This window comes from Alistipes finegoldii DSM 17242 (assembly GCF_000265365.1).
Taxonomy (GTDB): Bacteria; Bacteroidota; Bacteroidia; order Bacteroidales; family Rikenellaceae; genus Alistipes; species Alistipes finegoldii.
In genome coordinates, this window is record NC_018011.1 from 3,676,574 (window position 1) to 3,699,863 (window position 23,290).

The 23,290-nt window shown below is 58.4% G+C and carries 21 protein-coding genes; 7 read left to right on the forward strand and 14 right to left on the reverse strand.

Going from position 1 to position 23,290, the window contains the following annotated elements; all coding sequences use genetic code 11:
- Positions 1 to 14 precede the first annotated feature (14 nt).
- A complete protein-coding gene (locus tag ALFI_RS15865; RefSeq protein ID WP_042494227.1) occupies positions 15 to 1,217 on the forward strand; it encodes a homoserine dehydrogenase in 1,203 nt (400 codons plus the stop codon).
- A 103-nt stretch (positions 1,218 to 1,320) separates the two neighbouring features.
- Here ALFI_RS15865 and ALFI_RS15870 read toward each other — a convergent pair whose 3' ends face one another.
- The 3 genes from ALFI_RS15870 to ALFI_RS15880 all read right to left on the reverse strand — a co-directional run bounded on the left by ALFI_RS15870 (position 1,321) and on the right by ALFI_RS15880 (position 5,497).
- A complete protein-coding gene (locus ALFI_RS15870; RefSeq protein WP_042493850.1) occupies positions 1,321 to 2,658 on the reverse strand; it encodes a fimbrillin family protein in 1,338 nt (445 codons plus the stop codon).
- A gap of 72 nt (positions 2,659 to 2,730) precedes the next feature.
- Positions 2,731 to 3,933: an MFS transporter gene (locus tag ALFI_RS15875; protein WP_009598138.1), complete on the reverse strand. Its 1,203-nt coding sequence runs from the start codon at positions 3,931 to 3,933 to the stop codon at positions 2,731 to 2,733.
- Between the two features lie 97 nt (positions 3,934 to 4,030).
- Positions 4,031 to 5,497 carry a hypothetical protein gene (locus ALFI_RS15880; RefSeq protein WP_014776562.1) on the reverse strand — a complete coding sequence of 489 codons (1,467 nt, stop codon included), beginning with the start codon at positions 5,495 to 5,497 and terminating at the stop codon, positions 4,031 to 4,033.
- 164 nt (positions 5,498 to 5,661) lie between these two features.
- Between ALFI_RS15880 and ALFI_RS15885 the strand changes: the two genes are divergently transcribed.
- A complete protein-coding gene (locus tag ALFI_RS15885; RefSeq protein ID WP_009598144.1) occupies positions 5,662 to 6,429 on the forward strand; it encodes a CDGSH iron-sulfur domain-containing protein in 768 nt (255 codons plus the stop codon).
- Between the two features lie 240 nt (positions 6,430 to 6,669).
- On the opposite strand, the gene ALFI_RS15890 is transcribed toward ALFI_RS15885, so the two are convergent.
- From ALFI_RS15890 to mtaB, 7 genes are all read right to left on the reverse strand, one after another.
- Positions 6,670 to 7,947: a M64 family metallopeptidase gene (locus ALFI_RS15890; protein WP_014776564.1), complete on the reverse strand. Its 1,278-nt coding sequence runs from the start codon at positions 7,945 to 7,947 to the stop codon at positions 6,670 to 6,672.
- A gap of 70 nt (positions 7,948 to 8,017) precedes the next feature.
- Complete coding sequence (floA, locus tag ALFI_RS15895) at positions 8,018 to 8,989, reverse strand: flotillin-like protein FloA (RefSeq protein WP_009598185.1); 972 nt, start codon at positions 8,987 to 8,989, stop codon at positions 8,018 to 8,020.
- A gap of 12 nt (positions 8,990 to 9,001) precedes the next feature.
- Positions 9,002 to 9,472, reverse strand: coding sequence for an NfeD family protein (locus tag ALFI_RS15900; RefSeq protein WP_039940405.1), 471 nt, complete (start codon positions 9,470 to 9,472; stop codon positions 9,002 to 9,004).
- 45 nt (positions 9,473 to 9,517) lie between these two features.
- On the reverse strand, positions 9,518 to 11,086 hold the full coding sequence (locus tag ALFI_RS15905) for an SPOR domain-containing protein (protein WP_014776566.1): 1,569 nt from the start codon (positions 11,084 to 11,086) through the stop codon (positions 9,518 to 9,520).
- Positions 11,074 to 12,519: a TrkH family potassium uptake protein gene (locus tag ALFI_RS15910; RefSeq protein ID WP_014776567.1), complete on the reverse strand. Its 1,446-nt coding sequence runs from the start codon at positions 12,517 to 12,519 to the stop codon at positions 11,074 to 11,076. The genes ALFI_RS15905 and ALFI_RS15910 overlap by 13 nt, the downstream gene beginning before the upstream one ends.
- A gap of 5 nt (positions 12,520 to 12,524) precedes the next feature.
- Entirely contained in the window at positions 12,525 to 13,304 is a 780-nt protein-coding gene (locus ALFI_RS15915) for a hypothetical protein (protein WP_009598253.1), read from the reverse strand.
- 35 nt (positions 13,305 to 13,339) lie between these two features.
- Positions 13,340 to 14,638, reverse strand: a complete 1,299-nt coding sequence (gene mtaB / locus ALFI_RS15920; protein ID WP_009598199.1) for a tRNA (N(6)-L-threonylcarbamoyladenosine(37)-C(2))-methylthiotransferase MtaB — start codon at positions 14,636 to 14,638, stop codon at positions 13,340 to 13,342.
- A 102-nt stretch (positions 14,639 to 14,740) separates the two neighbouring features.
- Between mtaB and ALFI_RS15925 the strand changes: the two genes are divergently transcribed.
- Genes ALFI_RS15925 through fmt form a run of 4 tightly spaced genes read left to right on the forward strand, consistent with a single transcriptional unit; the run spans position 14,741 to position 19,288 of the window.
- Positions 14,741 to 15,574 carry a metal ABC transporter permease gene (locus tag ALFI_RS15925; RefSeq protein ID WP_009598273.1) on the forward strand — a complete coding sequence of 278 codons (834 nt, stop codon included), beginning with the start codon at positions 14,741 to 14,743 and terminating at the stop codon, positions 15,572 to 15,574.
- Entirely contained in the window at positions 15,571 to 17,073 is a 1,503-nt protein-coding gene (locus tag ALFI_RS15930) for an LptF/LptG family permease (protein WP_014776568.1), read from the forward strand. Before ALFI_RS15925 ends, ALFI_RS15930 begins: the two co-directional genes overlap by 4 nt.
- Complete coding sequence (locus tag ALFI_RS15935) at positions 17,048 to 18,271, forward strand: bifunctional 3,4-dihydroxy-2-butanone-4-phosphate synthase/GTP cyclohydrolase II (protein WP_014776569.1); 1,224 nt, start codon at positions 17,048 to 17,050, stop codon at positions 18,269 to 18,271. The genes ALFI_RS15930 and ALFI_RS15935 overlap by 26 nt, the downstream gene beginning before the upstream one ends.
- 45 nt (positions 18,272 to 18,316) lie before the next feature.
- Positions 18,317 to 19,288, forward strand: a complete 972-nt coding sequence (gene fmt / locus ALFI_RS15940; protein ID WP_014776570.1) for a methionyl-tRNA formyltransferase — start codon at positions 18,317 to 18,319, stop codon at positions 19,286 to 19,288.
- Between the two features lie 62 nt (positions 19,289 to 19,350).
- Here fmt and ALFI_RS15945 read toward each other — a convergent pair whose 3' ends face one another.
- Positions 19,351 to 20,055, reverse strand: a complete 705-nt coding sequence (locus ALFI_RS15945; protein WP_014776571.1) for a peroxiredoxin — start codon at positions 20,053 to 20,055, stop codon at positions 19,351 to 19,353.
- Positions 20,056 to 20,609: 554 nt separating this feature from the next.
- Here ALFI_RS15945 and ALFI_RS17100 point away from each other — a divergent pair.
- The gene (locus ALFI_RS17100; RefSeq protein ID WP_021979595.1) at positions 20,610 to 20,816 is read left to right on the forward strand and encodes a DUF6140 family protein; all 207 of its coding nucleotides are present in this window, start codon (positions 20,610 to 20,612) and stop codon (positions 20,814 to 20,816) included.
- Positions 20,817 to 20,869: 53 nt separating this feature from the next.
- Here the strand turns inward: ALFI_RS17100 and ALFI_RS15950 are convergent, their stop codons facing one another.
- The 3 genes from ALFI_RS15950 to ALFI_RS15960 are packed head-to-tail and all read right to left on the reverse strand — an operon-like array spanning position 20,870 to position 23,287.
- Positions 20,870 to 21,415: a 2-oxoacid:acceptor oxidoreductase family protein gene (locus ALFI_RS15950; RefSeq protein ID WP_014776573.1), complete on the reverse strand. Its 546-nt coding sequence runs from the start codon at positions 21,413 to 21,415 to the stop codon at positions 20,870 to 20,872.
- 10 nt (positions 21,416 to 21,425) lie between these two features.
- The gene (locus ALFI_RS15955; protein ID WP_014776574.1) at positions 21,426 to 22,187 is read right to left on the reverse strand and encodes a thiamine pyrophosphate-dependent enzyme; all 762 of its coding nucleotides are present in this window, start codon (positions 22,185 to 22,187) and stop codon (positions 21,426 to 21,428) included.
- Between the two features lie 5 nt (positions 22,188 to 22,192).
- Positions 22,193 to 23,287, reverse strand: a complete 1,095-nt coding sequence (locus tag ALFI_RS15960) for a 3-methyl-2-oxobutanoate dehydrogenase subunit VorB (protein WP_014776575.1) — start codon at positions 23,285 to 23,287, stop codon at positions 22,193 to 22,195.
- Positions 23,288 to 23,290 lie beyond the last annotated feature (3 nt).

The window sequence follows — 23,290 nt, forward strand, 5'->3', positions numbered from 1 at the left end:
CAAACATGCAGCATATGGGTAAAATTAAAATCGGCCTGTTCGGATTCGGCGTCGTCGGACAAGGTATTTACGAAGTGGTCCGCAAATCGAAGAACGCCAATGCCGAAATCGTCAAAATCTGCGTCCGCTCGCTCGACAAACCCCGTTCGATCGACCGTTCGCACTTCACGGACTCTCCGGCGGAGATCCTCGACAATCCCGAAATCGACCTGATCGTCGAGGTGATCGACGACGCCAAAGCGTCGTACGACATCGTGAAAAGCGCCCTGCTGAAAGGGATTCCCGTCGTTTCGGGCAACAAGACGATGCTGGCGCACCACCTGCCCGAAATGATCGAAATCCAGAAAAAGCACAACGTGGCGCTGCTTTACGACGCTTCGTCGTGCGGTTCGATTCCGGTCATCCGCAACCTCGAAGAGTATTACGACAACGACCTGCTGCTCGAAGTGAAGGGTATCCTGAACGGTTCGTCGAACTACATCCTCTCGCGCGTTTTCGACCACAAGGATTCGTACGCCAACGCACTCGCGCAGGCGCAGGCGCTGGGATTCGCCGAAAGCGACCCGTCGTTCGACATCGGAGGCTACGATTCGCTGTTCAAGCTGGTAATCATCACGGTACACGCACTGGGCACCTATGTCGCGCCGGAGCGTATCTTCACGTACGGCATCTCGACGATTCACGATGCGGACATCCAGTACGCCCGCGAGAAAAACGTCAAAATCAAGCTGGTGGCGCAGGTCGTGAAGGTGAGCGACGAACACTTCACGATGTTCGTCATGCCGGAGTTCGTGACGCCCGCCAAGTATATCTACAGCGTTGACGACGAGTACAACGGCGTGGTGATCCGCGGCGAGTGCTACGACCGGCAGTTCATGTTCGGCAAGGGCGCCGGAAGCCTTCCGACGGCTTCGTCGATCCTGAGCGACATCATGGCCCGCCTGCACGGCTACCGCTACGAATACAAGAAGCTGAGCTATATCCAGAAGCCCGACTATACGACCGACATCACGCTGAAGATATACGTCCGGTACACGGATACCGACATTCACGGCATCCTGAACTTCACGAAGATTCACGAACAGTACACCAGCGAAAAGAGCAACTACGTCATCGGCGACATCCTGTTGAGCGAACTGATCGCCAAACGCGACCGGCTCTGCGGCGACGACGTGTTCGTGGCCAATATTCCGATCTTCTTCCTGAACCGCGACTGACGCCGGGCGCGACCGGGCAAAACACAAAAAACGCAGTGCAACCGCACTACAGAAAAGGTCCCCGTTTTCGGGGACCTTTGTTTCGTTGCAGCGCTTCAGCGCACTATTTCGCGTCTTTCACGCAGCGAAGCGAAACTCCGTTACCCGCCGGCAGCGATGAAGGCGACGGATTGCCGCCGGACGCATAGAACAACAGCGCACTGTAGCTGCTTCCCCCGTCGTCGGTCGCGGCGCTCATCAGATAACCGCTTTTAGCAGACGAGACATAGTTCTTTGAAACGGAATTCCACATGCCGGCGAGCGTAAATCCGCAATCGGGACCCACGGCCAGCGTTTGCAGTTCGTCGATATAAGGTACATGCCAGCCCTCCGGGCAGATTCCCCGGACCGGAGCGCCGGAAACGGCCTGTGCGCCGCCCAGCGCCACAGTAAAGCTGTACAGCATGCCGTGTTCGCGGACGTACTCCGCATCTTCGTTGCCGTCGGGATACCAAATGCCCTTCGTCAGCAACGCTTCGTCGGGCACATAGCGCAGGTTCTCGGCCATCCAGACCGTCTCCCCGACAGTCGTCGTCCGGTAGGTCACGCCCCCGTAGGAGAGCGTCTGCGAATCGTCGCCGTCGTCACCGCCGCCGCTGCCGTCGAGCGATCCGCCGTCTTCCCAATCACCGATATCGCCGCTGAGCGAAATTTGGATCTCCTCGTTGGTAACGAGAACCGACATATCGTACCGTCTGCCGCTTTCGAGCTGTGCCGAAGAGAGGGTTTTAGTGTGGCTCCTGCCGTCGTCCGTGGTGACCGTGACGGTCAGGGCGGCCTGCTGGGGCGCCAGTATCACGCGATAGGTAGCGCCGGGCTTCACCTCGCAGGCTTTGACCTCCGCAGCGGCAACGCCGCTTTTGGCCGCCGCCTTCGGCATCGAATAGTCGATCTCGGCCGTCGGAACGAGTCCGCCGACGCTGACTCCGGTCACCACCGCACTCGAACTGTTGGAGACCACGATCGTCAGCTGCGACATCACATGGTAGAAAATCATGCCGACAGGCGCCGAAACGGGCGTAACATCGGTTTTCACGGCCGCCAGCAGGTCGGACGGCCCGTTGCCCTGCGTCTGGTCCGAGGAGACGGTGAATTCGTCGGGTCTTCCGCCTTCGGCATAGGGATAATAGGCCGTCAATACGGACTTTTCATTCAGGTCGTTGTACCACGACAGCCCGGACGCCGTAAAAGCCGTGCCGTCGTAGGTCATCGGCACGTTCTCGGCGTACGGGGCACTCCCTTTGGAGATCGTCAGACCGATACGGTCGCCGGTATCGAAATGCAGACCCGTGACGCGCGTACGGATAGCCGGAGCGATCTTCACGCAAAGCGTACCTTTCTCGGACTCCGCGCAGCCGGCCGCAATAAGGACCGCCAGAGCCATGAACAAAATCTTTCTCATCTCTTGATAATCGTAAAAAGTGACTTTTCAGTACAAAAATAAACCTTTTTACGTTATTACCAAGTGTTTCCGCTAATTTTTGTAATAGGATTCGTCGAGTCCGAGAATGAAATCGTCCCGGCGGCGGAACGTGACGAGCGTGAGCGCCAGCACCAGCGCCGCATTGAAGAAAAACGGGAAACGGTCGCTGTGGGTTCCGAACAGATGCCGGAAAAGGTCCACGATAAAGGGACAGACCATCACGGCCAGATAGTTCATCGCCATCACGAACGACAGCGCCAGCGTCGCCGAGCGCGGCGGAGCGATCGTCGCCGCCTTGTCGTAAATGACGGGCTGGATCACGCCGTAGCCGAAGCCCGCGCACAAAACCCCGACGACGAGCATCGTCTTGTCGCGGAAAATACCCACGCAGAGCAGCCCGGCGCAGATCAATGCGAGCGAGACGAGATTGACGCTGCGCGTCAGCCGCCGGATAATCTTGTCGATGAAGAGTCCCGGCACCATGATCGCCAGAAAGAAAAGCGAGATCAGCACGCCGGAGAACGAGCTGTCTATCTTGTAGTCGTCGACAAGAAACGAGGCGTAGAACGTCACGACCAGCACGGCGTAGGTGGCGAAAAAATAGAACAGCATCAGCCCGACGAGCTTGCGGCGGTCAATCATCTTATGGCGCATCTGGATGCTCTGCTCCGGTTCGGGAGTGGAGCGTCCGCGCCTGAGGAAAAACGACAGGGCCAGCGAGACGCCCGGCAGGGTATAGACCAGAAAGGGCAGATGCCAGTTCACATCGGCCAGATAGCCGGCGACGACGGTGGCCAGCACGAGGGTCAGGTTGTTGATCGCCGAACTGTAGCCCAGCTGGCGCACGCGGTAATCGCCCGTGAAATAATCGACCACGAGTCCCGTCGAAAGCGGAATCACCATGCCTGCGCCGATGCCGAGAATACAGCTGATGACGATCAGCCACGCCATGCTCTTGGCAAAAATGCAGGCGACGCCGCTCAGGAAGAAGACCGCAAGTCCGACGGTGAGAATCCGGAGTTTGTCCCTGCCCACGGAGAGGCGTCCCGAAAGCAGCACGAAGGGGATGATAAGCAGCGACGGAAGCGAGGTCAGCATCTGAATTTCGAGGTCGGTGGCTTTGGGAAATATCCGGTTCAGATCCCCCAGAATCGGAGATATGGCAAGTCCCGGCAGCGAGGCGATCGCCGACACGGACCAGATCGCCAGCAATACCGTAAGCGTGATCGTACCTTTTCCTGTTTTGATTTTCATTGCCCGGCAGTTTACCGCCCGACACCGCAACTGTTATACCAAACAACAACAGGCCGGCATGCTGCCGGCCCGTTGTCTTGTCTTGCATATCGGTCGTCTACAGATTCTTCACCTTCACGCAGCGCACCTGCATGCCGTTGGCGCGGGCATACGCTTCGGCAGGCGCGATGCCGCCCGTCCCGGTGAGCTTCTCGTACCAGAAATGAAGCGCGTGCGACTGCGTGCCGTTCACGGCGGTAGTCCAGTAAAGTCCCTCCCAAGGCTGCGCGATATCCGCACGGGTATACAACTTCATCTTCGCTTCATCCTTCGGAATATAAATATTCTGAATCTTGCCGTCGTCGTAGCGGCGGCGTCCGCCGCCCATGAAGAACGATTCGGCTTTTCCGTCGGTCAGCGTCCAGCCGAATTTCTCCTCGTCGCCCGCGGCGGGAGTTCCGACGATCTCAAGCCCGGCAAAAGCGGCCGAAGGAGCGACGCGCCAGCCGTAGGGGCAGGGGTCGTTCACGCTCTTTGCGCCGGCATCGCCGTCCGACGACCAGCCGGCATCGGACTTGCTCCAGAGCCAGTCGTTATTCGACTCGGCGACGCCCGTAACAAAGGTAAGCGGGTGTTTGACGGCATAATCCATCGTTCCGGTCTCGGCACTCGACGCGACCATCGTCACATAGGTGCGGCTGCCGCTGTCGTTGTACATCGCGGCGCCCTGACCGCTGGAGATCTTATAGGTGCTCGGCCCGATGAACGGATCCTTGCGGCCCCACTGGTAATAAAGACCGTAGGAGGCCAGTATCTCGGACGTCGTCGCATTGCCGTTGGCCAGCGCGCCCAGATTGCGGGTCATCATCGTATAGCCGTTCAGCTCGACCGAACCGTTTTCGCCTTCGGGATCATAATCCGTCGCCCAGACATGCCAGCTCCAGATCAGTTCGTCGTTGGCATCGTAAGCGCCGATCACGGCGTTGCCCTTGAGAATCTTGTTGCTGTCTTCGGTGTCGGCTCCGATGTAGAACGACGCCTTGCCGTTCTCCATCTGCAGATACTGCACCAGTCCCGACGCAGATTTCCAGATAACGCCCAGATGATCCGTCGCCAGCGGCGAACCGTCGCCTTTGTGCATGACGTCGAACAGGTAGTTGGTCTCTTTCACGGATGCCATATAACTGTTGGCCACGCCCGCCGCGCTCAGGTCCACGGTCTTTACGACGCCGACGAAAAGCACGCCCGAAACGCTCGTCCCGCCCGGAGTGACCCCGGCCAGCACGACCGTACCCGATTCGACGGCCGTACCCTTTTCGAGTGCCGTGGCCGAAGGAGCTATGACCGTAAGCATGCCCGTGGTTTGGTCGAGCATCGGCTCGTCCCAGCCCGTGGGCTGGCTCGTAACGGAGAGCGTCTTGATGTTCCGCAGGGTGAAGCCCACTGTAGCCATGCCGCTCGGCGCGTCGATGAAGACCGCAGGTTTGTCGAACGATACGGCGCCCGAATCCTTGTCCTTACTGCACGACACGGCAAACGCCGCCGCAGTCACGACCACGGCTATCAGTTTTACGAATCCTTTCATATTGCCCAAATTTACTTTATGTCAGTTTAAAAAATCTCTGCAAAGATACCAAAAAGCGGGATAAATCCTATAAAGGCATCCCAAATATTTCATCCGTCGGGATTTGGGAATAATTATTGCCGCCTACACCCAAACGAAATATAAACTCAAATAGTATGTCCAACATGTCCAATTTGAAAATTGAAACGGGAAGCTCCCCCGCAGAGGAGCGGTTCAGCATCACCGTAACCGAAACTGGCCCCTATCTGGTATACGGGCGGCCGCCGCTGGCCGAACAGTTCATCATGCCCGACGAGTCCAACGACAGCTGGTATTTTCAGGAGGGCAGGCACTTCTCGACCGAATCGGAACCCACGGCGCTATGCCGCTGCGGAGCCTCCCGCCGCAAGCCCTACTGTGACGGCAGCCATGAAAAAGCCAGCTGGGATCCGCGACTCACGGCGCAGCGGGATGCGCTGCTCGACAATGCCGAAGTGATCGACGGCGGCACGCTTCAGATGACGGACAACGAAAAATACTGCGTCTTCGCACGCTTCTGCCACCCGCATGGCGACGCATGGTCGCTCACCGAGCAGTCGGACGATCCCGAAGCGCGCAGGCTGGCCGTCCGCGAAGCTTCGATGTGTCCCAGCGGCCGTCTCATGGCATGGGACAAAGAGACGATGAAACCCTACGAATTCCGGTTCGAACCGAGTCTCGGCCTGATCGAAGACATTACGATCGGCGCCAGCGGCGGTTTGTGGATACGCGGCGGCATTCCCATGCGGCGCGAAAACGGGCAGACGTACGAAATCCGCAACCGCGTCGTCGCATGCCGCTGCGGACAGTCGGCCAACAAGCCTTACTGCGACGGCACGCATGCCGCAATCAAGTGGCGGGACGAACTCAACGGCGAACCGGTCGGCGAAACGCTCCCCGAAGAGGTGTACTGAACCGGCGGCGACGGGACGGAGGCTTCCGCGCCGTAGCGCCCCCGGCATCCGAAACGGGAAATCCGGCGCCCGGCTCCGGCGTTATCCGGCAGGGCCGCCTGCGATCCCGCCACAACATCTTCCACGATACGGAAAGAGAGGACCGTCCGGGACGGTCCTCTCTTCGTATTTCAATCCGGCACAATCCCGGAAACGCAGATTCCCGCAGGCTTTCCGGCCTTGCGGGAATCCGGAGTTCTGTCATTTGCAGAGAAAGTCGATATAATCGACAATAGCCTTGCTGCAGACCGGACAGAGCTCGTCCGTTTTGTGCAGGTTGTTCATCAGGCAGTTCCGCCACGGGCGGTAGACACCCTCGGCGGCATACCCGCCGCCTTCGAAAACGCCCACGACACCGTCGTACTCCTCCGTGTCGGGCGTCGGCACGGGAGTTCCCTCCGCCACCATCCGGCTCCAGAATTTATCCCCGAACCCGACGAGCGTCGTCAGGTTGGGTTCCCACGGTTCGATACTTTTCGCGTACATGTCGTCATAGGAGGTCGTGCCGACATATTCGTCGCCCAGCCCCAGCAGCAGATGGCCGAACTCGTGGACATGGATTTTTCCGGTGCGCGTGGGGTGGTGCGCGGCGCTGATGCCGTAAAAGTTGAAAATCCCGCCGCCACCGTATTTCTGTGTGTTCGAAAGCACATAGATATAATCGTAAGGCACATGCGCCGCCATGTCGCGCAGACGCTGGAAATCGGTCACCATCTGGTAGCGTTCCGAATCGAAGGTATAGAAACTCGCGCCGCAGGCCGTATTGCGCCAGACGTTTTCACCGGGGATGGTCACGCCCGAATCGTCGGAGGGAGCCCACACGGCGCGGACGTTGAAGCGCGCGGCGTTCTCCTTATAGGGCGAATAGCTGAAAAATTCGTCGGCGAACGTGCGGCAGGCCGACTCGAATTTGGCCCGCTCGCCGGCCCCGTAGCCCTCAGGCAGCAGGACGATGTCCACACGCTGCGCCGAATTGCCGGAATACATCACCTCGAACGTCTCGCAGCGGGGCGTGAACCGCTCGATAAAATAGGAATCGGGGTCGATATTCTGGCTGAAACGCTTCTCGAAACGCCCTTTGCCGTTGCGGGTGAAAATCTCGATCCGGCACGGACGTTTGGGATAGGGGAATACCACCGATTCGGGATAGGAGCGGCGCACGCTGTCGGCTTCGGGCGTACTCTGCCACTCGTTGAAAAGCGTGCAGAAGCCGCGGGAATAGATCTCCCGGCCCGACGCCCGGTCCACGATACGGAAAAACTGGTTGCCGTATCCGGTCGTATCAACCAGCGAGACCTTAGACCCTGCCCAGTAAGGCTCCTCCTTCAGCGCGTCGAAGAAATACTCCTCCGAGCGGCTGTCTCCGGCGTGATAGTAGTCGAAGCGCATCGTTTTGTCGAAAAAACAGTCGGCGAACGGCGTCTGCGCAGCGGCGGAGACGCCGGCTCCGAGAAACAGCAAAATAAAAATCTTCTTCATGGTTCGCAGCATTTCAGGGCGACAAAAAAGGGGTACGCACAGACGTACCCCCGAATCGGCCCGTTACGGGTTATTTCTTCTCCGGCCGTGCGATCGTCTCGCGCATCGTCGTGTCGGCCATGATGTTTTTCATTTTGTAGTAATCCATGATCCCCAGATTGCCGTTGCGGAACGCTTCGGCCATGGCCAGCGGCACCTCGGCTTCGGCGAGAATCACCTTGGCGCGGGCGTCCTGCGCCTTGGCCTTGTTCTCCTGTTCCAAGGCGACGGCCATGGCGCGGCGCTCCTCGGCCTTGGCCTGCGCGATGTTCTTGTCGGCCTGCGCCTGATCCATCTGCAGCTGGGCGCCGATGTTCTTGCCCACGTCGATATCGGCGATGTCGATCGAAAGGATTTCGAACGCCGTGCCGGCGTCGAGTCCCTTTTCGAGCACCACGCGGGAAATCGAATCGGGATTCTCCAGCACGATCTTATGCGAAGCCGCCGAACCGATCGACGAGACGATACCCTCGCCCACACGCGCCAACACGGTTTCCTCACCGGCGCCGCCGACCAGCTGTTTGATATTGGCGCGCACCGTAACGCGGGCCTTGGCGATCAGCTGGATGCCGTCCTTGGCGACGGCCGCTACGGGCGGGGTGTTGATGACCTTGGGGTTCACCGACATCTGCACGGCTTCGAACACGTCGCGGCCCGCGAGGTCGATGGCCGTGGCCATCTTGAAGTCGAGCATGATGTTGGCTTTCTGGGCCGATACCAGTGCATGCACGACGCTGGTGACGTTGCCGCCCGCAAGGTAATGGGCCTCCAGTTCGTTGGGATCGAGACTCAGGCCGGCTTTCGTGCTCTCGATCATCGAAGAGACGATCGTCGAGGGCGGCACCTTGCGCCAGCGCATCAGGATAAGCTGCAGCAGGCTGATCCTCACGCCCGACACCAACGCCGAGAACCAGAGTCCTACGGGTATAAAATAGAAGATGAGCCAGATCGCAAAGAGGCTCACGAAAATTATAAGAACGATCAATCCACCCTGAAAATCCATAGTTTTTTGTTTTTATTTGGTTGTTTTTACGATGACGCTGAAATTCTCGAACCCGACGACTTCGATCTCCTTCCGGGGGTCCACATAGGCGCCCAAGGATTTGGCCTCATAAGTCCGTCCGTTCACCTCGATCTTGCCCATCGGCGAAAGGCGCGAGAGGGTCGTGCCGCGGTCGCCGACGCTCAGCTCCTGTTCGGGCAGGGTAGGCATGCTCGACGAATTGATTTTCTGTTTGAGCGAGAAGCGCTGCCACGTCTTGGCGCGCAGCGAAACGACGGTGGCGATCAGCGACAACACCAGAATAACCAGCACGACCACCGAACCGGCCACGGGGCCGAGATCGCGGAATGCGAGGTAGATCGAACTGCCGTAGCAGACCAGCGCCAGAATCGCGCCGATCGACACGCCCGGCAGCAGGACCAGCTCCGCCACCAGAAAGAGCAGGCCGAAAAAGATGAGGAGTACAATATAGAACATCGTCATAGGGAAGTTGTTGAATATTGGACTAAAGATAGGAATTAAAATCAATTATTCCGCAATTTCAGCGACTTTTATTTCCAAAGCCGGGTCGGTCTGCGTCACCGCGGCCGCCACGCGGTCGGCCACGGCCTTGTCGTCGAACGTCCCGACGACGAAGAGCTGCTGTCCCACGCGCGAAAGCTCGCACCCCTCGGCCGTATCCGTAATCGCCGCCTTCACCGCGTCGGAAAGCGCTTCGGAGCTGACGATCTCGACCCGGTAGGCGATATGCTGCGCTTCGGGGTCCTTCGAAAGATTGCGGTACTCGCCGTCGGTCCACACGACGATTTCGGGGCGGACGAAACCGCGGGCCTTCAGCAGCTTTTGGGCCGCTTCGGCCTCCTCCCTCGTGGCGAAACCTCCGGCGTAGTAACACCATTTCCTGTCATCGTTGACCAGATAGGAGAGCGGGTAAGCGCCCCGGAAGGTCGATACGGCGCGCTTGGTATTGAACGTGCCGAGCAGGATGCGGTATATCGTCCCGTGCTCGTAGACCTTGCATTCGGGAATGGGGTGCTGATAGCTGTACTTCGGCGTCGAGGAGAAGGAAACGCTGTCGTAATCGAGGAAATAACGCTCTGCGACGTCGATCCGGGGCAGCCGGAAGTCGATGCCCTCCAGCTGCGCCGTCACGCCACGCAGCGAATCGCGCGCGGAGGTCAGCCCCAGCATATCGGCCACGGAGGTTTCATACCCGACGAGCACCTTCTTGCGCAGGAAATAGTCGGTCACGGCGTCCGAAGCGGTCTCGCCGCGCAGTTCCGAGAGCTGACGGGCGGCCTCCGAGAGCCGCTCCTCCTCGCGGGAAAGAATCTCGTCCCGCCCCAGCTTGTCCATCAGGTAGCCGTAAGCATAGCTCTTGTTGTCGAAGATGTAGTTCCATGCGTCGGAGAGCGAATCGGCCAGCACGCGGTTGAAGCCCTGCAGAGTCTTGTATTTGTCGTAAATCTCCGCCGCATCGGCTTCGGCCTGAGCCGCGGCGTAGGCTTCGGCCAGCTCGGAAATCGTGCCGTAATTGGCAAAATAGCGGTTCACGTAATCCACGGCATCGAATTCCAGCCGCTGCGCTTCGACGAGCGCGGCATAGTCGGCCTCCGGGAGCTGTTCCCGGAAATAGGGATTGCTGACCAGATTGCGCACCTTGAGCGAATCGGGAATCTCCGCCGCCGGATTTTCCGCGGCAGGCCCCGCCGGCTGCGACGCCGCGCCGTTCAGGTTGGCGAGCACCCACTCCTGCTCGATGGTGTTGATACGGTCGATCAGGCGGCCCTTAGCATTGCGGATTTCGAATATCCGGCTTTCGAGCTGCAGAATATCCTGCGAATACTGCTGGCGGGCCGCCGGGTTCTCGCGCAGCTGCCGCCGGGCGCGTTCCACGGCATTGACGATCGAATCTTCGCGCATCTGCAGCTGCGCATCCTCGCGCAGAAGCGACATATACTCCTCGTTGCTTTCGAGCCCCGCGATGCGGGCTTCGACTGAAAGCTGCTGCGCACGCAGGCTTCCGGCGCCCAGAAGCGCCGCGAACAGAAACAATATGCAAGTTTTACGAACCAACATTCCGGTTACCTCCACCATTTAATGAAAAAGAGTTGTATAAGCCCGAAAATCTCCAGACGCCCCAGAAGCATCAGCAGCGAACTGGATATCTTGAAAACGCCCGGCACGGACGAAAAATTATCCATCGCCCCGACTTGGCCGAATCCGGGACCGACATTGCCGATCGAAGCCACCGAGCCGGAGAAGCTGGTCATCAGATCGACGCCGAACATCGTCCCCAGCACCGTGCCGGCGAGAATCAGCATCAGGTATGCGACGATAAATATCATGACCGAATGGAGCGCTTCGTTCTCCTGAATGACCCCGTCCAGCTTGATGCGGATGATCGCGTTGGGGTGCTGCTGCTGGCGCAGGCGCGTGCGCATCATCTTCATCGCCAGCACCAGCCGGTTGGTCTTGATGCCGCCCGCGGTGGAACCCGCGCAGGCACACACGATCGAACCGAAAATCAGCAGGATAACCGCAAACGACGTCCATTGGTTGGAGTCGGCCGTGGCGAATCCCGTCGTCGTAACAAGCGACACGAACTGGAAAAGCGCATGATGGAACGCGGCCGAAAACGTAGGGTATATGTTGGCGGCGAAGAGACTGACGGCGATCAGCAGGCCGCCGCCCAGCAGCATGACGAGGTACCAGCGCGTCACCTCCGAACGGAATATGTTGTTGCGTTTGCCGGTCACCGTCGCATAGATCAGTCCGAAGTGGATACCCGCCGTAGCCATGGCGAAGATCAGGATCGTATCGATCATCGGACTGTTGAAATAGGCGATGCTGGCGTTCTTGGTCGAGAAACCGCTCGTGGCGCACGCCGACATGGCGTGGCAGAGCGAATCGAACCAGTTCATGCCCGCCATTTTGAGCAGCACCGTCGTCAGCACCGTAAGCCCCACATAGACTACCAGCAGTATCTGCACGATGATCTGGGTCCGGTAGCGGTAATTATCCTTGGCCAAGGTCGAAAGCTCGACGCTCGACAGCGTCATCTTGTTGCGCCCCAGCGAGGGGAGGATCAGCAGGGCGAACATGACTACGCCCATACCCCCGATCCACGTCGAGGACATGCGCCAGAACTGCAGCCCCCGCGGCAGCACCTCGATATCGTTCAGGATCGTCGATCCGGTCGTCGTAAAGCCCGAAACGCTTTCGAACCAAGCGTTCACCAGACTGAACTCCCCGCCCCAGATCAGGTAGGGGAACATGCCGACCAGACAGGCGACCAGCCACGAGCCGACCACGATGCAGAATCCCTCCTTGTTGGTGATCTGCTGCGTACGTTCGACGAAGATCAGCGGAAACGCCCCCAAGAGGGCCGTGAGCAGCGACGCGAGCAGCAGGGGATAGAACGCCGAATCCATGCCGCTGACAAAGGAAATCCCCGCCGACAACAGCATGAACAGCGCAATGAAAAGCATCACGACCCCGACATATCGCAAAACCACGTCTACTCGCATCGCAATCAGGATTTTGGCTGCTTGGAAACGGTTATCAGGGTCTCGATCTTCTCCTTCAGCTCCAAGACCTCGTCCTTGCAGTCGGCCTTGACGGCGAACGGCACGCGGAACGAGAGGTAGTCGCCCAGCCCCTTGTTCATCCGGATGATGGGGTTGACGCAGTAGACCGACATGAAGTAGTAGAGCATCAGCACGATGGCGATCATCACCACGAGCGAGATCAGCACCGGCGTAACGGCCCGGTAGGCGTTTTTCTTCATCTGCTCGGCACGCGGAGCCAGCGAACTCTGCGTCGAAGTCATATAGTTCTTGATGGCAGCGGTCAGACGGCCGTAGAGGACTTCGTATTCGCTGTCATACCAGCTGCGGCCCACCGAATCGGGCGCGGCCGGATTCGCCGCGGCATGCGCTCCGAAAGCGAGGTAGTTGTCGGTCAGCAGGCGCAGCTCGGTCGTCGCGAAAGCCAGCGAGTCGAGAAACGACTTGTCGAGGGCTTCGCTCTGGGCCACGAGCAGCGTGTTCTCAAGCCGCTCCATACTCGACCGGCAAAGGCTGTCGTAGGAGTTGTCTCCGAACACCGAAAGGCGGATAAGCGCCACGTTCTGCTCATAGGCGGCGTCGAGCATCTCCTTGGCCAGCTCGATATTACGCTTGTTGGCCTTCAGGATTTCGCCCGTATCGCGGCTCAGGTGGCTCAGTTCCACGAACGAGACCATCCCCGAAAAAAACAGCAGGCAGACGATACTCAAAAAACCGATCGTCACTCTTCTGCGCATACCCGTCATACTTCTTTTGATTTTATCAATGCAAATATAGTGAATTAATCGAGAATATCACCCATCAGATCGTGAGATTCGTCCATCGCCCCGAAGCGCACCCGGCAAATGGCGTTGATGCGCGTCCGGTCGTAGGGGGCCTTCACCCGGCGGTAGCTGCCCGTATAGCCGAACATCATGCCGCCGCGCAGGGTGCTTTCGAACAGCACGGTATCCTCGGAGCCGACGGCTTTGGCGCAGAATGCGCCGTGCAGCCGCCCGCAAAGTTCTTCCAGTTCGGCGACGCGGCGCGTCGCCACCGACGGCTGCACCTTGCCGGGCATATCGACGGCAGGCGTTCCGGGACGCTCCGAAAAAGGAAATATGTGAAGGAAAGCGGGCTTGAGTCCCTCCAGAAAATCGTACGTCGTGCGGAAATCCTCCTCGGTTTCGCCGGGAAAGCCGACGATGACGTCGATGCCGATGAAGGCGTCGGGCATCAGCGCCCGCACGGCGGCGATGCGGTCGGCGAAACGCGCCGTGGTATAGCGGCGGCGCATCAGTCCGAGAATTTTGTCCGAGCCGCTCTGGAGCGGAATATGGAAGTGATGCTGGAATTTAGGTGACGCGGCGCAAAACGCTATGATTTCGTCCGTTAGAAGATTAGGTTCGATGGACGAAATCCGGTAGCGTTCGATGCCTTCGACTTCGTTGAGCGCACGCAGCAGGTCGATGAAACGCTCGCCCGTCGTACGGCCGAAATCCCCCGTGTTGATTCCCGTGATGACGATCTCCTTCTGTCCGGCCGCGGCGATCTGGCGGGCTTCGGCGACGAGGTCCGCGATCGGCATATTGCGGCTGCCGCCGCGGGCATAGTGGATCGTACAGTAGGCGCACTTGTAGTCGCAGCCGTCCTGCACCTTGAGGAAAGCGCGCGTGCGGTCGCCGCTCGAAAAGGCCGCAAAGAACGAAGTGAGCGATTCGGTATCGCAACTGTAGATCTGCGCACGGCCCTTGCCGGAGAGTTCGACCACCCGTTTATATAACATTCCTTTATCATTATTGCTCAGCACGATATCAACACCTTCGATTGCCGCTATTTCCTGCGGTTTGAGCTGCGCGTAACAGCCCGTCACGGCGATGATGGCACCGGGATTGCGGCGGTGGAGTTTGCGGATCAGGTTGCGGCATTTCTTGTCGGCGTGTTCCGTGACCGAACAGCTGTTGATGACGCATATGTCGGCCTCGGCGTCGGGTGCGACGCGCACGAAACCGCCGCGCTCGAACTCCCGCGCGAGGGTCGAGCTTTCCGAAAAGTTGAGTTTGCAGCCGAGGGTGTGGAAATTTACTCTGCGTTGTTGCATAAATTGTCGTTATTTACCGGGCGAAATTACGAAAACTGTGCGAAAAGGGAGGGCTTTTCCGAGAAAAAAGCGTAAATTTGCGCGCAATATAAGGAGCGAGGCATGGAATTTTTCAGCGACCTGATTCAATACGGCTACTTGTCGAACGCGCTGGCGGCGTGTGTCCTTTCGGGCATAACGTGCGGCGTGATAGGCACCTATGTCGTATGCCGCCGGATGGTTTTCCTCGCCGGAGGCATCACGCATTCCTCGTTCGGCGGACTGGGCATCGCGTTTTACCTCGGCACCGACCCGATCGCCGGGGCGATGATCTTCGCCGTACTCTCGGCGCTGGGCATCGAATGGGCCGGCAGCAGGGGCCGCATCCGCGAAGATTCGGCCATCGGCATCATCTGGTCGGTGGGCATGGCCGTCGGCGCGCTCTTCATGAGCCTGCGGCCGGGCTACACGTCGGGCGATCTCTCCGCATACCTGTTCGGCAGCATCGTCACCGTGACACACGGCGACGTCGCGGCGCTGACCGCTCTGACGCTGTTCATCATCGCCGGAGCGCTGCTATGGCTGCGGCCGGTGATGTACGTGGCCTTCGACCGCGATTTCGCCCGCAGCCGGGGCATTCCGACCCGCGTGATCTCCTACGTGATGGCGGCGCTGATCGCCGTGACGATCGTCCTCTCGATCCGCATCATGGGAATCGTCCTGCTGATTTCGCTGCTCACGATGCCCGTTGCCATAGTCAATTCGCTCTCGCGCTCGTACCGGACCATCGCGCTCTGCGCGCCGCTGGTCGCCGTGGCGGGCAACGTCGCCGGACTCGTCGCAAGCTACAATTTCGAAGTTCCGCCCGGAGCAGCCATAATATTTACACTCACCCTTACGCTTATTGTAGTAAAACTATTACCTTTGCGTAACAAAAAAGCCGGTGCCGCCGCATGAAAACCATCCATAAACTCGTACTGAAAGCCTACTTGGGGCCGATGGTCCTCACGTTTTTCATCGTGATGTTCGTCCTGATGATGAACATCGTGTGGCGTTACATCGACGAGCTGGTGGGCAAAGGACTCAGCGCAGGCATCATCATCGAGCTGATGACCTACTTCATGGCCAACATGATCCCGCTGGGACTGCCGCTGGCCATGCTGCTGGCGGCCATCATGACCATGGGCAATCTGGGAGAGAACTACGAGCTGCTGGCCATGAAGTCGGCCGGCATGTCGCTCATACGCATCACCAAGCCGCTGATTATTCTGGTAAGCCTGATCTCCGTGGGCAGCTTCTTCATCGGCAACAACCTCGTGCCGTACGCCAACAAAAAGGTGTTCAGCATCCTGTACGACATCCGCCAGCAGAAACAGAGTCTCGAATTTCAGGACGGACTGTTCTTCAACGGCATCGACAACATGTCGATCCGCGTCAGCAGGCAGGAACCCGAAACGCATCTGCTGCACGACGTGCTGATATACGACAACCGCGCGGCCAACGGCGACATGAACACCATCGTGGCCGATTCGGGATACATCCGTCTTTCGGACGACAAGAAATACCTGCTGGTGACGCTTTTCAACGGCGAGACCTACGAGCAGACCCGCAGCAGCCAGTGGTTCACCCAGAGCAAACTGCGCCACCATATCTTCGAAAAGCAGGATCAGGTGATCCCGATGGAGGGCTTCGCGATGGGCCGCACCGACGCCAACCAGTTTTCGAACAGCCAGACGAAGAATATCAACGAGCTGCAGCACGACATCGACTCGCTCGAAAAAATGGTGAACAGCGCGACGACGCGCTCGTACGAACCGCTGCTCAAGGAGCAGATTTTCTCCCGCGACAACTCGGTGCTCCCGCAGCCCGACAGTCTCCGCATCGACAAGAGCCGGTTCCGCGACATGGCGACGATGGACTCCATCGCTACGCTGCAGATGCGGGAAAAGGAGCGCGTATGGAATCAGGCGCGCACGCTGGCCAAGAACTCCCGCAACATGTTCTCGTTCGACGAGTCGGCGGCAAAAGAGGCGCTCAACCAGCTCTACCGCAGCAAAGTCGAATGGCACAAGAAGATGTCGCTGCCGGTGTCGATCATGATCTTCTTCCTGATCGGCGCACCGCTCGGCGCCATCATCCGCAAGGGCGGACTGGGACTTCCGGTCGTCGTGTCGATCATCTTCTTCGTGATCTACTACATCATCAGCCTGTCAGGCGAGAAACTGGCCAAGGAGGGGAGCTGGGACGCCGTATACGGCATGTGGCTCTCGACGTTCATCCTCACGCCCATAGCGATCTACCTGACCTACAAGGCCACGAACGACTCGGCGCTGCTCGACACGGACTGGTACGCCGGAAAATTCAAGGCGCTCTACGAACGCATGCGACCCGCGATCAACAAATTGAAAAACGCTATAAAACTCAAACGAAATGGCAAAAAGCACGATTCTGAATAGTGTGGAAGAGGTTATCGAAGATTTCCGCAACGGCAAAATAGTGATCGTCGTCGATGACGAAGACCGCGAAAACGAAGGCGACTTCATCGTAGCGGCGGAGAAAATAACCCCCGAAATCGTGAATTTCATGCTCAAGGAGGGCCGCGGCGTACTCTGCGCACCGCTTTCGGAGGACCGCTGCGCCGAACTCGGCCTCAACATGATGGAGGAGAACAACACCTCGCTGCTGGGGACTCCCTTTACAGTGACCGTCGATCTGCTGGGCCACGACTGCACAACGGGCGTCTCGATCCACGACCGTGCGGCGACGATCCGCGCGCTGGCCGACCCGGCCACGCGGGCCACGGACTTGGGCCGTCCGGGACATATCAACCCCCTGCGCGCACGCCAGAAAGGCGTACTCCGCCGTCCGGGACATACCGAAGCGGCGATCGACCTTGCGCGGCTGGCAGGCTTGCAGCCCGCGGGTGCGCTGATCGAAATCATGAACGAAGACGGCACGATGGCCCGTCTGCCGCAGCTGATCGAGATCGCCAAGAAATTCGACCTCAAAATCATCTCGATCGCGTCGCTGATCTCATACCGGCTGAAGGAGGAATCCATCGTCGAGAAGGGCGAAACCGTGGACCTGCCGACCGCATGGGGCGATTTCCGCATCACGCCGTTCCGCCAGAAGAGCAACGGGCTGGAGCATGTGGCGCTGACCAAAGGCGAATGGACCGAGGACGAACCGGTGCTGACCCGCGTACACTCGTCATGCGCCACGGGCGACATCTTCGGCTCGTGCCGCTGCGACTGCGGCGACCAGCTGCACGAAGCGATGCGCATGATCGAAAAGGAGGGTAAGGGCGCGATCATCTACCTCCAGCAGGAGGGGCGCGGCATCGGACTCTGCAACAAAATCAAGGCATACAAGCTTCAGGACGAGGGACTGGACACCGTGGACGCCAACGTGCAGCTGGGCTTCGGCGTGGACGAGCGCGACTACGGCATCGGCGCGAGCATCATCCGCGAAATGGGCATCAAGCACATGCGGCTGATGACCAACAACCCGCTCAAAAGGGCCGGGCTGGAGGGCTACGGACTGCGGATCGACGAGATCGTGCCGGTGGTCATCGCCCCCAACGAGCACAACCTGCGCTACCTGAAGACGAAGGAGGAGCGCATGCACCACACGCTCGGACTGGACAAGAAATAACCCGGCTCAGAAGGCCCGCATTCCAAATATAACACACGAAGAAGAATGAATCCGAAAGAGCTGCGCATCGTATTTATGGGTACGCCCGAATTCGCCGTACCGTCGCTCCGGGCGCTGGTCGCCGGGGGCTACAACGTCGTGGCCGTGGTCACGACGCCCGACAAACCCGCCGGACGGGGCCAGAAACTGCATCAGAGCGAGGTCAAGCTGGCCGCGCTCGAACTGGGACTTCCGGTATTGCAGCCCGAAAAGCTGAAAGCGCCGGAGTTCGTCGAAGCCATGCAGGCGCTGAAACCCGATCTGGGGATCGTCATCGCGTTCCGCATGCTTCCCGAAGTGATCTGGGCCATGCCGCGGCTGGGAACGTTCAACCTGCACGCCTCGCTGCTTCCGCAGTACCGCGGGGCTGCGCCGATCAACTGGGCCGTCATCAACGGCGAAACCGAGACCGGCGTCACAACGTTCCTGCTCAACCACGAAATAGACAAAGGCGCGATCATCGCGCAGGTGCGCGTGCCGATTCTTCCGAAAGACAACGTGGGCACGATGTACGACAAACTGATGCACACCGGAACGGCGCTCGTGACCGAGACCGTGGACCGCATCGCCGCAGGGGATGTCCAGCCCATGGAGCAGACGGGAATCGACGAGAGCCGCCTGCATCCTGCGCCCAAAATCTTCAAGGAAGACTGCCGGATCGACTGGTCGTGGGAGGGACGGCGGATCGTGAACTTCGTGCGCGGGCTTTCGCCCTATCCGGCCGCATGGACCGAAATGCGCAAAGAGGGCGAAACGGCATCCCTCACGGCGAAAATTTATGCGGCGGCGTTCGAAGCGGCGGCGCACAACGAAGCGGCAGGAGCCGTCGAAAGCGACGGACGCACCTTTATCCGCGTGGCATGCGCCGACGGGTGGATCACCCTCGGCGAGTTGCAGATAGCCGGTAAAAAACGGCTTCCGGTGCGCGAGCTGCTGCTCGGACTGCGGGAGATCGGACAGTACCGGTTTCAGAAATAACCTCATCCGGCGATCGGCAGGAATATATCAATAAAAAAGGGGCTTGCGCAAGCCCCTTTCGATTATCCTTTGATTTCGTATCCTTTGCCGAGTTTCTTTTCGATCTCTTCCTTCGGCAGCGGGCGCGTGCAGAAGAACCAGTCATAGCACTTCACGCCTTCAGGCTGGTCGTTCATGTCCTCGCCCTTCATCGGAACGATCACCTCGTCGCCCGGACGCCAATCGGCCGGCATCGCCACGCCGAACGCGTCGATGGCCTGCAGGCCCACCAGCACGCGCTTGATTTCGTCGAAATTGCGGCCCAGCGCCAGCGGATAATAGATCATCGCCCGCAGCACGCCCTTGGGATCGACGAAGAACACGGCGCGCACGGCAGCGGTCTGGCTTTCGCCGGGCTGGATCATGCCGTAGAGATTGGCAACCTTCATCGACACGTCGTCGATAATCGGAAATTCCACCTTTATATCCTTCATGCCCTTGTATTCGATCTTTTCGCGGATCGTGCGCAGCCACGCGATATGGCTGTTGCGGCTGTCCACCGAAAGACCGATCAGCTCGCAGTTCAGCGCCTTGAACTCCGCAGTGCGGGCGCCGAAAGTAAGCACCTCCGAGGTGCAGATAGGCGTGAAATCGGCAGGGTGGCTGAAAAGAATCACCCATTTGCCTTTGTAATCGGCCGGGAAGCTGACCTTCCCCTGCGTCGTCATCGCTTCGAATGCCGGAACGGGTTCGCCCAGACGCGGCATTTGCTGTTCGTTCTTGTCCATAACTGAATGATTTAATGTATATGTCCGGACATGCAAAATCAATGCCCCGCATCCGCAAATTCTTCGTCGTACGCTAAGATAATAATTTTAAGAATATGTTATTCACCGATTTACGTTCCTGTACGGATCGGTCTACACAAACGGCGGATTCGCTTACGACCGCAAAAGGCAACCAATACGTCCGGTCCGAAAAATGCGAAAAAGCGGCATTCGGAGACTTCACTTTTTGAAATTATTCGTATATTTGTTCGAATAACTCTAAAAAGCGTTGCCTATGGATATATAGTAATGATTAACTTATCGAAACACACGTACCGTCTCCGCACTAAAAGCGCCGGTACATACATATAAAAAGCGTTAGCTTTATTTCTTGCTTATCGAAACTTCGACAATTTCAGAGCAGACAAGAGTAAAGTGTAAACGCTCACGTTCCAACGTGGGCTTTACTCATTTATTTGTCTGCAAGGTAGTCGAAGACCTCGATAAGCAAATAAAAGTTTAGCCTGCGTTTTTTATATGCCTCTCTCTTTTTTTCAAACTTCTAATTTTGTATTATGGCAACTTGGATTATCAAAACATTGTTCGACATTCTTTTACCCGATGGCACCAAAATATCAAAAGGAACCGGGGTCAATATTGTTGGGAATCATATTAATCCCATGTTCACTAATGCCGGAAGAGAAGCCGTCAAAGAAGCTTTTAAGCGCCAATACGGTGTTGACATTCCCTCGCATAAAATTAATAGTGGAAACATGAAATAGCAAAAACGGGAAACATTTTTGTTTCCCGTTTTTCAATCAATACCATAATAGCATCATCGCACCTTGCGGATGATCTCGCCGCCGTGGCGGATGGCCTCCTCGTTGGCCGGGAGCATCTTCCACGCACGTTCGGGAAGCGACTTTTTCAACCCGACCATCACATTCTCCATCTCGACCACGGGGCGCACTTTCAGATACCCGCCCAGGATCATCGTGTTGAACAGCTTGGCCTGGCCCATCTTCGCGCACTCGGCCGTGGCGTCGATCGAGTAAACCTCGATGTCGGTACGCACGGGGTGGCGCGTGATGCCGTTGGTATCGTAGATCAGCACGCCGCCCGGCTTTACCATCGGTTCGAATTTCTCCATCGACTGCTGATTCAGGATGATCGCCGTATCGAATTCATGGGCGATAGGCGACGAAATCTTCCGGTCCGAAAGGATCACCGTCACGTTGGCCGTGCCGCCGCGCATTTCGGGACCGTAAGAGGGCATCCACGTAACTTCGAAATCCTGCATGACGCCCGAATAGGCCAGTATCTTGCCCATCGAGAGGACGCCCTGTCCTCCGAATCCTGCGATAATTAAAGTCTCTTTCATATCGGTCCTCTTATTTTACGTCCTTGATATCGCCCAGCGGATAGAAGGGCAGCATGTTCTGCTCAAGCCACTCGTTCGACGCGACGGGCGAAAGTTTCCAGCCGCTGTTGCAGGTCGAAACGACCTCGACCAGCGAGAAGCCTTTGCCGGCCATCGAATTCTCGAACGCCTTGCGGATCGCCTTCTTGCACTTGCGCACGTTAGCCGGCGTATGCACGCTCTGACGCGTGATAAAGGTAGCGCCGTCGAGGTGGGCCATCATCTCGGCGATCTTGTAGGGATAGCCGTTCAGACGCGGATCGCGGCCGTAGGGGGTCGTCGCGGTCTTCATGCCCAGCAGGGTAGTCGGAGCCATCTGGCCGCCCGTCATGCCGTAGATGGCGTTGTTGATGTAGACCGCCACGACATTCTCGCCGCGGGCGGCCGCATGGATCGACTCCGCGGTACCGATGGCCGACAGGTCGCCGTCGCCCTGATAGGTGAAGACCAGATTGCCGGGATGCAGCCGTTTGACGGCCGTAGCGACGGCCAGCGCGCGTCCATGCGCCGCTTCGATCCAGTCGATGTCGATGTAATTGTATGCGAATACGGAGCAGCCCACGGGCGAAACGCCCACGGTCTTCTCTTCGAGACCCATCTCTTCGATGACCTCCGCAATCAGTTTGTGTACCGTACCGTGACTACAGCCGGGGCAGTAGTGCATGACGTTGTCGGTAATGAGCTTCGGTTTGACATAAACCAGATTCTCCTTTTTGATTTCAACCTCTGCCATAGTCTTTACTTTTTAATCAGTTTTTCCTTGAGTGCGGCAAGCACCTCGTCGGGGGCGAACATCATACCGCCCTGACGGCCGAAATGCTCGACGGGAGCCGCGCCGTTCACGGCCAGCCGAACGTCCTCGACCATCTGACCCGCATTCAGCTCGGCGGAGAGGAAGCCCTTCACGCCGCGCGCGGCCAGTTCGGCAAGCGGCTTCTTGGGGAAAGGGTAGAGGGTGATCGGACGCAGCAGGCCGACCTTGAGTCCTTCGGCGCGCGCCATCTCGACCGTGGCCGAGCAGATGCGGGCCGACGAGCCGAACGCCACGATGACGTAATCGGCATCGTCGCAGTCGATCGCTTCGTAGCGCACCTCGTTCTCTTCGAGGGCCTTGTATTTCTCCTGAAGGCGTTTGTTGATGATCTCCATCTTCTCGGACTGCAGTTCCAGCGATGTCACGATATTGCGCTGACGGTCGGCGGGTTTGCCGTAGGTCGCCCACGACTTGCACTCGGCGGCGATCTCCTCGTCGGTCTTGCGGGGACGCTGCGGCGCGAGCACCACTTTCTCCATCATCTGTCCGATGGCGCCGTCGGCCAAAATCAGCGCCGGATTGCGGTACTTGAACGCCAGATCGAACGCGACGGCCACGTGGTCGTGCATCTCCTGCACGGAATTGGGCGCCAGCACGATCAGGTGGAAGTCGCCGTGACCGCCGCCCTTGCAGGCTTGGAAATAGTCGCCCTGCGAAGGCTGGATGGTGCCCAGCCCCGGACCGCCGCGCTGGCAGTTGATAATCAGGCAGGGCAGCTCGGCGCCCGCCAGATAGCTAAGCCCCTCGGACATCAGGCTGACGCCGGGGCTAGACGAGGAGGTCATCACCCGTTTGCCGGTCGATGCGCCGCCGTAGACCATGTTGATCGACGAGATCTCCGATTCGGCCTGCAGCACGACCATGCCCGTGGTTTCCCACGGTTTGAGTTCCATCAGCGTCTCCATCACCTCCGACTGGGGCGTGATCGGGTAGCCGAAATATCCGTCGCAACCGTAACGGATCGCCGCATGGGCGATCACTTCGTTGCCTTTCATCAGTTTTACCTCTTTCTCTGCCATAGC

Excerpts from the sequence above, each read along its gene's own strand:
- fmt (WP_014776570.1), top strand. The coding sequence starts at position 18,317 with ATGAATCCGAAAGAGCTGCGCATCGTATTTATGGGTACGCCCGAATTC.
- ALFI_RS15905 (WP_014776566.1), bottom strand. The coding sequence starts at position 11,086 with ATGGTGGAGGTAACCGGAATGTTGGTTCGTAAAACTTGCATATTGTTT.
- ALFI_RS15945 (WP_014776571.1), bottom strand. The coding sequence starts at position 20,055 with ATGGACAAGAACGAACAGCAAATGCCGCGTCTGGGCGAACCCGTTCCG.
- ALFI_RS15880 (WP_014776562.1), bottom strand. The coding sequence starts at position 5,497 with ATGAAAGGATTCGTAAAACTGATAGCCGTGGTCGTGACTGCGGCGGCG.
- ALFI_RS15935 (WP_014776569.1), top strand. The coding sequence starts at position 17,048 with ATGGCAAAAAGCACGATTCTGAATAGTGTGGAAGAGGTTATCGAAGAT.
- mtaB (WP_009598199.1), bottom strand. The coding sequence starts at position 14,638 with ATGCAACAACGCAGAGTAAATTTCCACACCCTCGGCTGCAAACTCAAC.
- ALFI_RS15865 (WP_042494227.1), top strand. The coding sequence starts at position 15 with ATGGGTAAAATTAAAATCGGCCTGTTCGGATTCGGCGTCGTCGGACAA.
- ALFI_RS15870 (WP_042493850.1), bottom strand. The coding sequence starts at position 2,658 with ATGAGAAAGATTTTGTTCATGGCTCTGGCGGTCCTTATTGCGGCCGGC.
- ALFI_RS15875 (WP_009598138.1), bottom strand. The coding sequence starts at position 3,933 with ATGAAAATCAAAACAGGAAAAGGTACGATCACGCTTACGGTATTGCTG.
- ALFI_RS15925 (WP_009598273.1), top strand. The coding sequence starts at position 14,741 with ATGGAATTTTTCAGCGACCTGATTCAATACGGCTACTTGTCGAACGCG.
- ALFI_RS15890 (WP_014776564.1), bottom strand. The coding sequence starts at position 7,947 with ATGAAGAAGATTTTTATTTTGCTGTTTCTCGGAGCCGGCGTCTCCGCC.
- floA (WP_009598185.1), bottom strand. The coding sequence starts at position 8,989 with ATGGATTTTCAGGGTGGATTGATCGTTCTTATAATTTTCGTGAGCCTC.
- ALFI_RS17100 (WP_021979595.1), top strand. The coding sequence starts at position 20,610 with ATGGCAACTTGGATTATCAAAACATTGTTCGACATTCTTTTACCCGAT.
- ALFI_RS15930 (WP_014776568.1), top strand. The coding sequence starts at position 15,571 with ATGAAAACCATCCATAAACTCGTACTGAAAGCCTACTTGGGGCCGATG.
- ALFI_RS15915 (WP_009598253.1), bottom strand. The coding sequence starts at position 13,304 with ATGACGGGTATGCGCAGAAGAGTGACGATCGGTTTTTTGAGTATCGTC.
- ALFI_RS15910 (WP_014776567.1), bottom strand. The coding sequence starts at position 12,519 with ATGCGAGTAGACGTGGTTTTGCGATATGTCGGGGTCGTGATGCTTTTC.
- ALFI_RS15950 (WP_014776573.1), bottom strand. The coding sequence starts at position 21,415 with ATGAAAGAGACTTTAATTATCGCAGGATTCGGAGGACAGGGCGTCCTC.
- ALFI_RS15885 (WP_009598144.1), top strand. The coding sequence starts at position 5,662 with ATGTCCAATTTGAAAATTGAAACGGGAAGCTCCCCCGCAGAGGAGCGG.
- ALFI_RS15900 (WP_039940405.1), bottom strand. The coding sequence starts at position 9,472 with ATGACGATGTTCTATATTGTACTCCTCATCTTTTTCGGCCTGCTCTTT.
- ALFI_RS15960 (WP_014776575.1), bottom strand. The coding sequence starts at position 23,287 with ATGGCAGAGAAAGAGGTAAAACTGATGAAAGGCAACGAAGTGATCGCC.
- ALFI_RS15955 (WP_014776574.1), bottom strand. The coding sequence starts at position 22,187 with ATGGCAGAGGTTGAAATCAAAAAGGAGAATCTGGTTTATGTCAAACCG.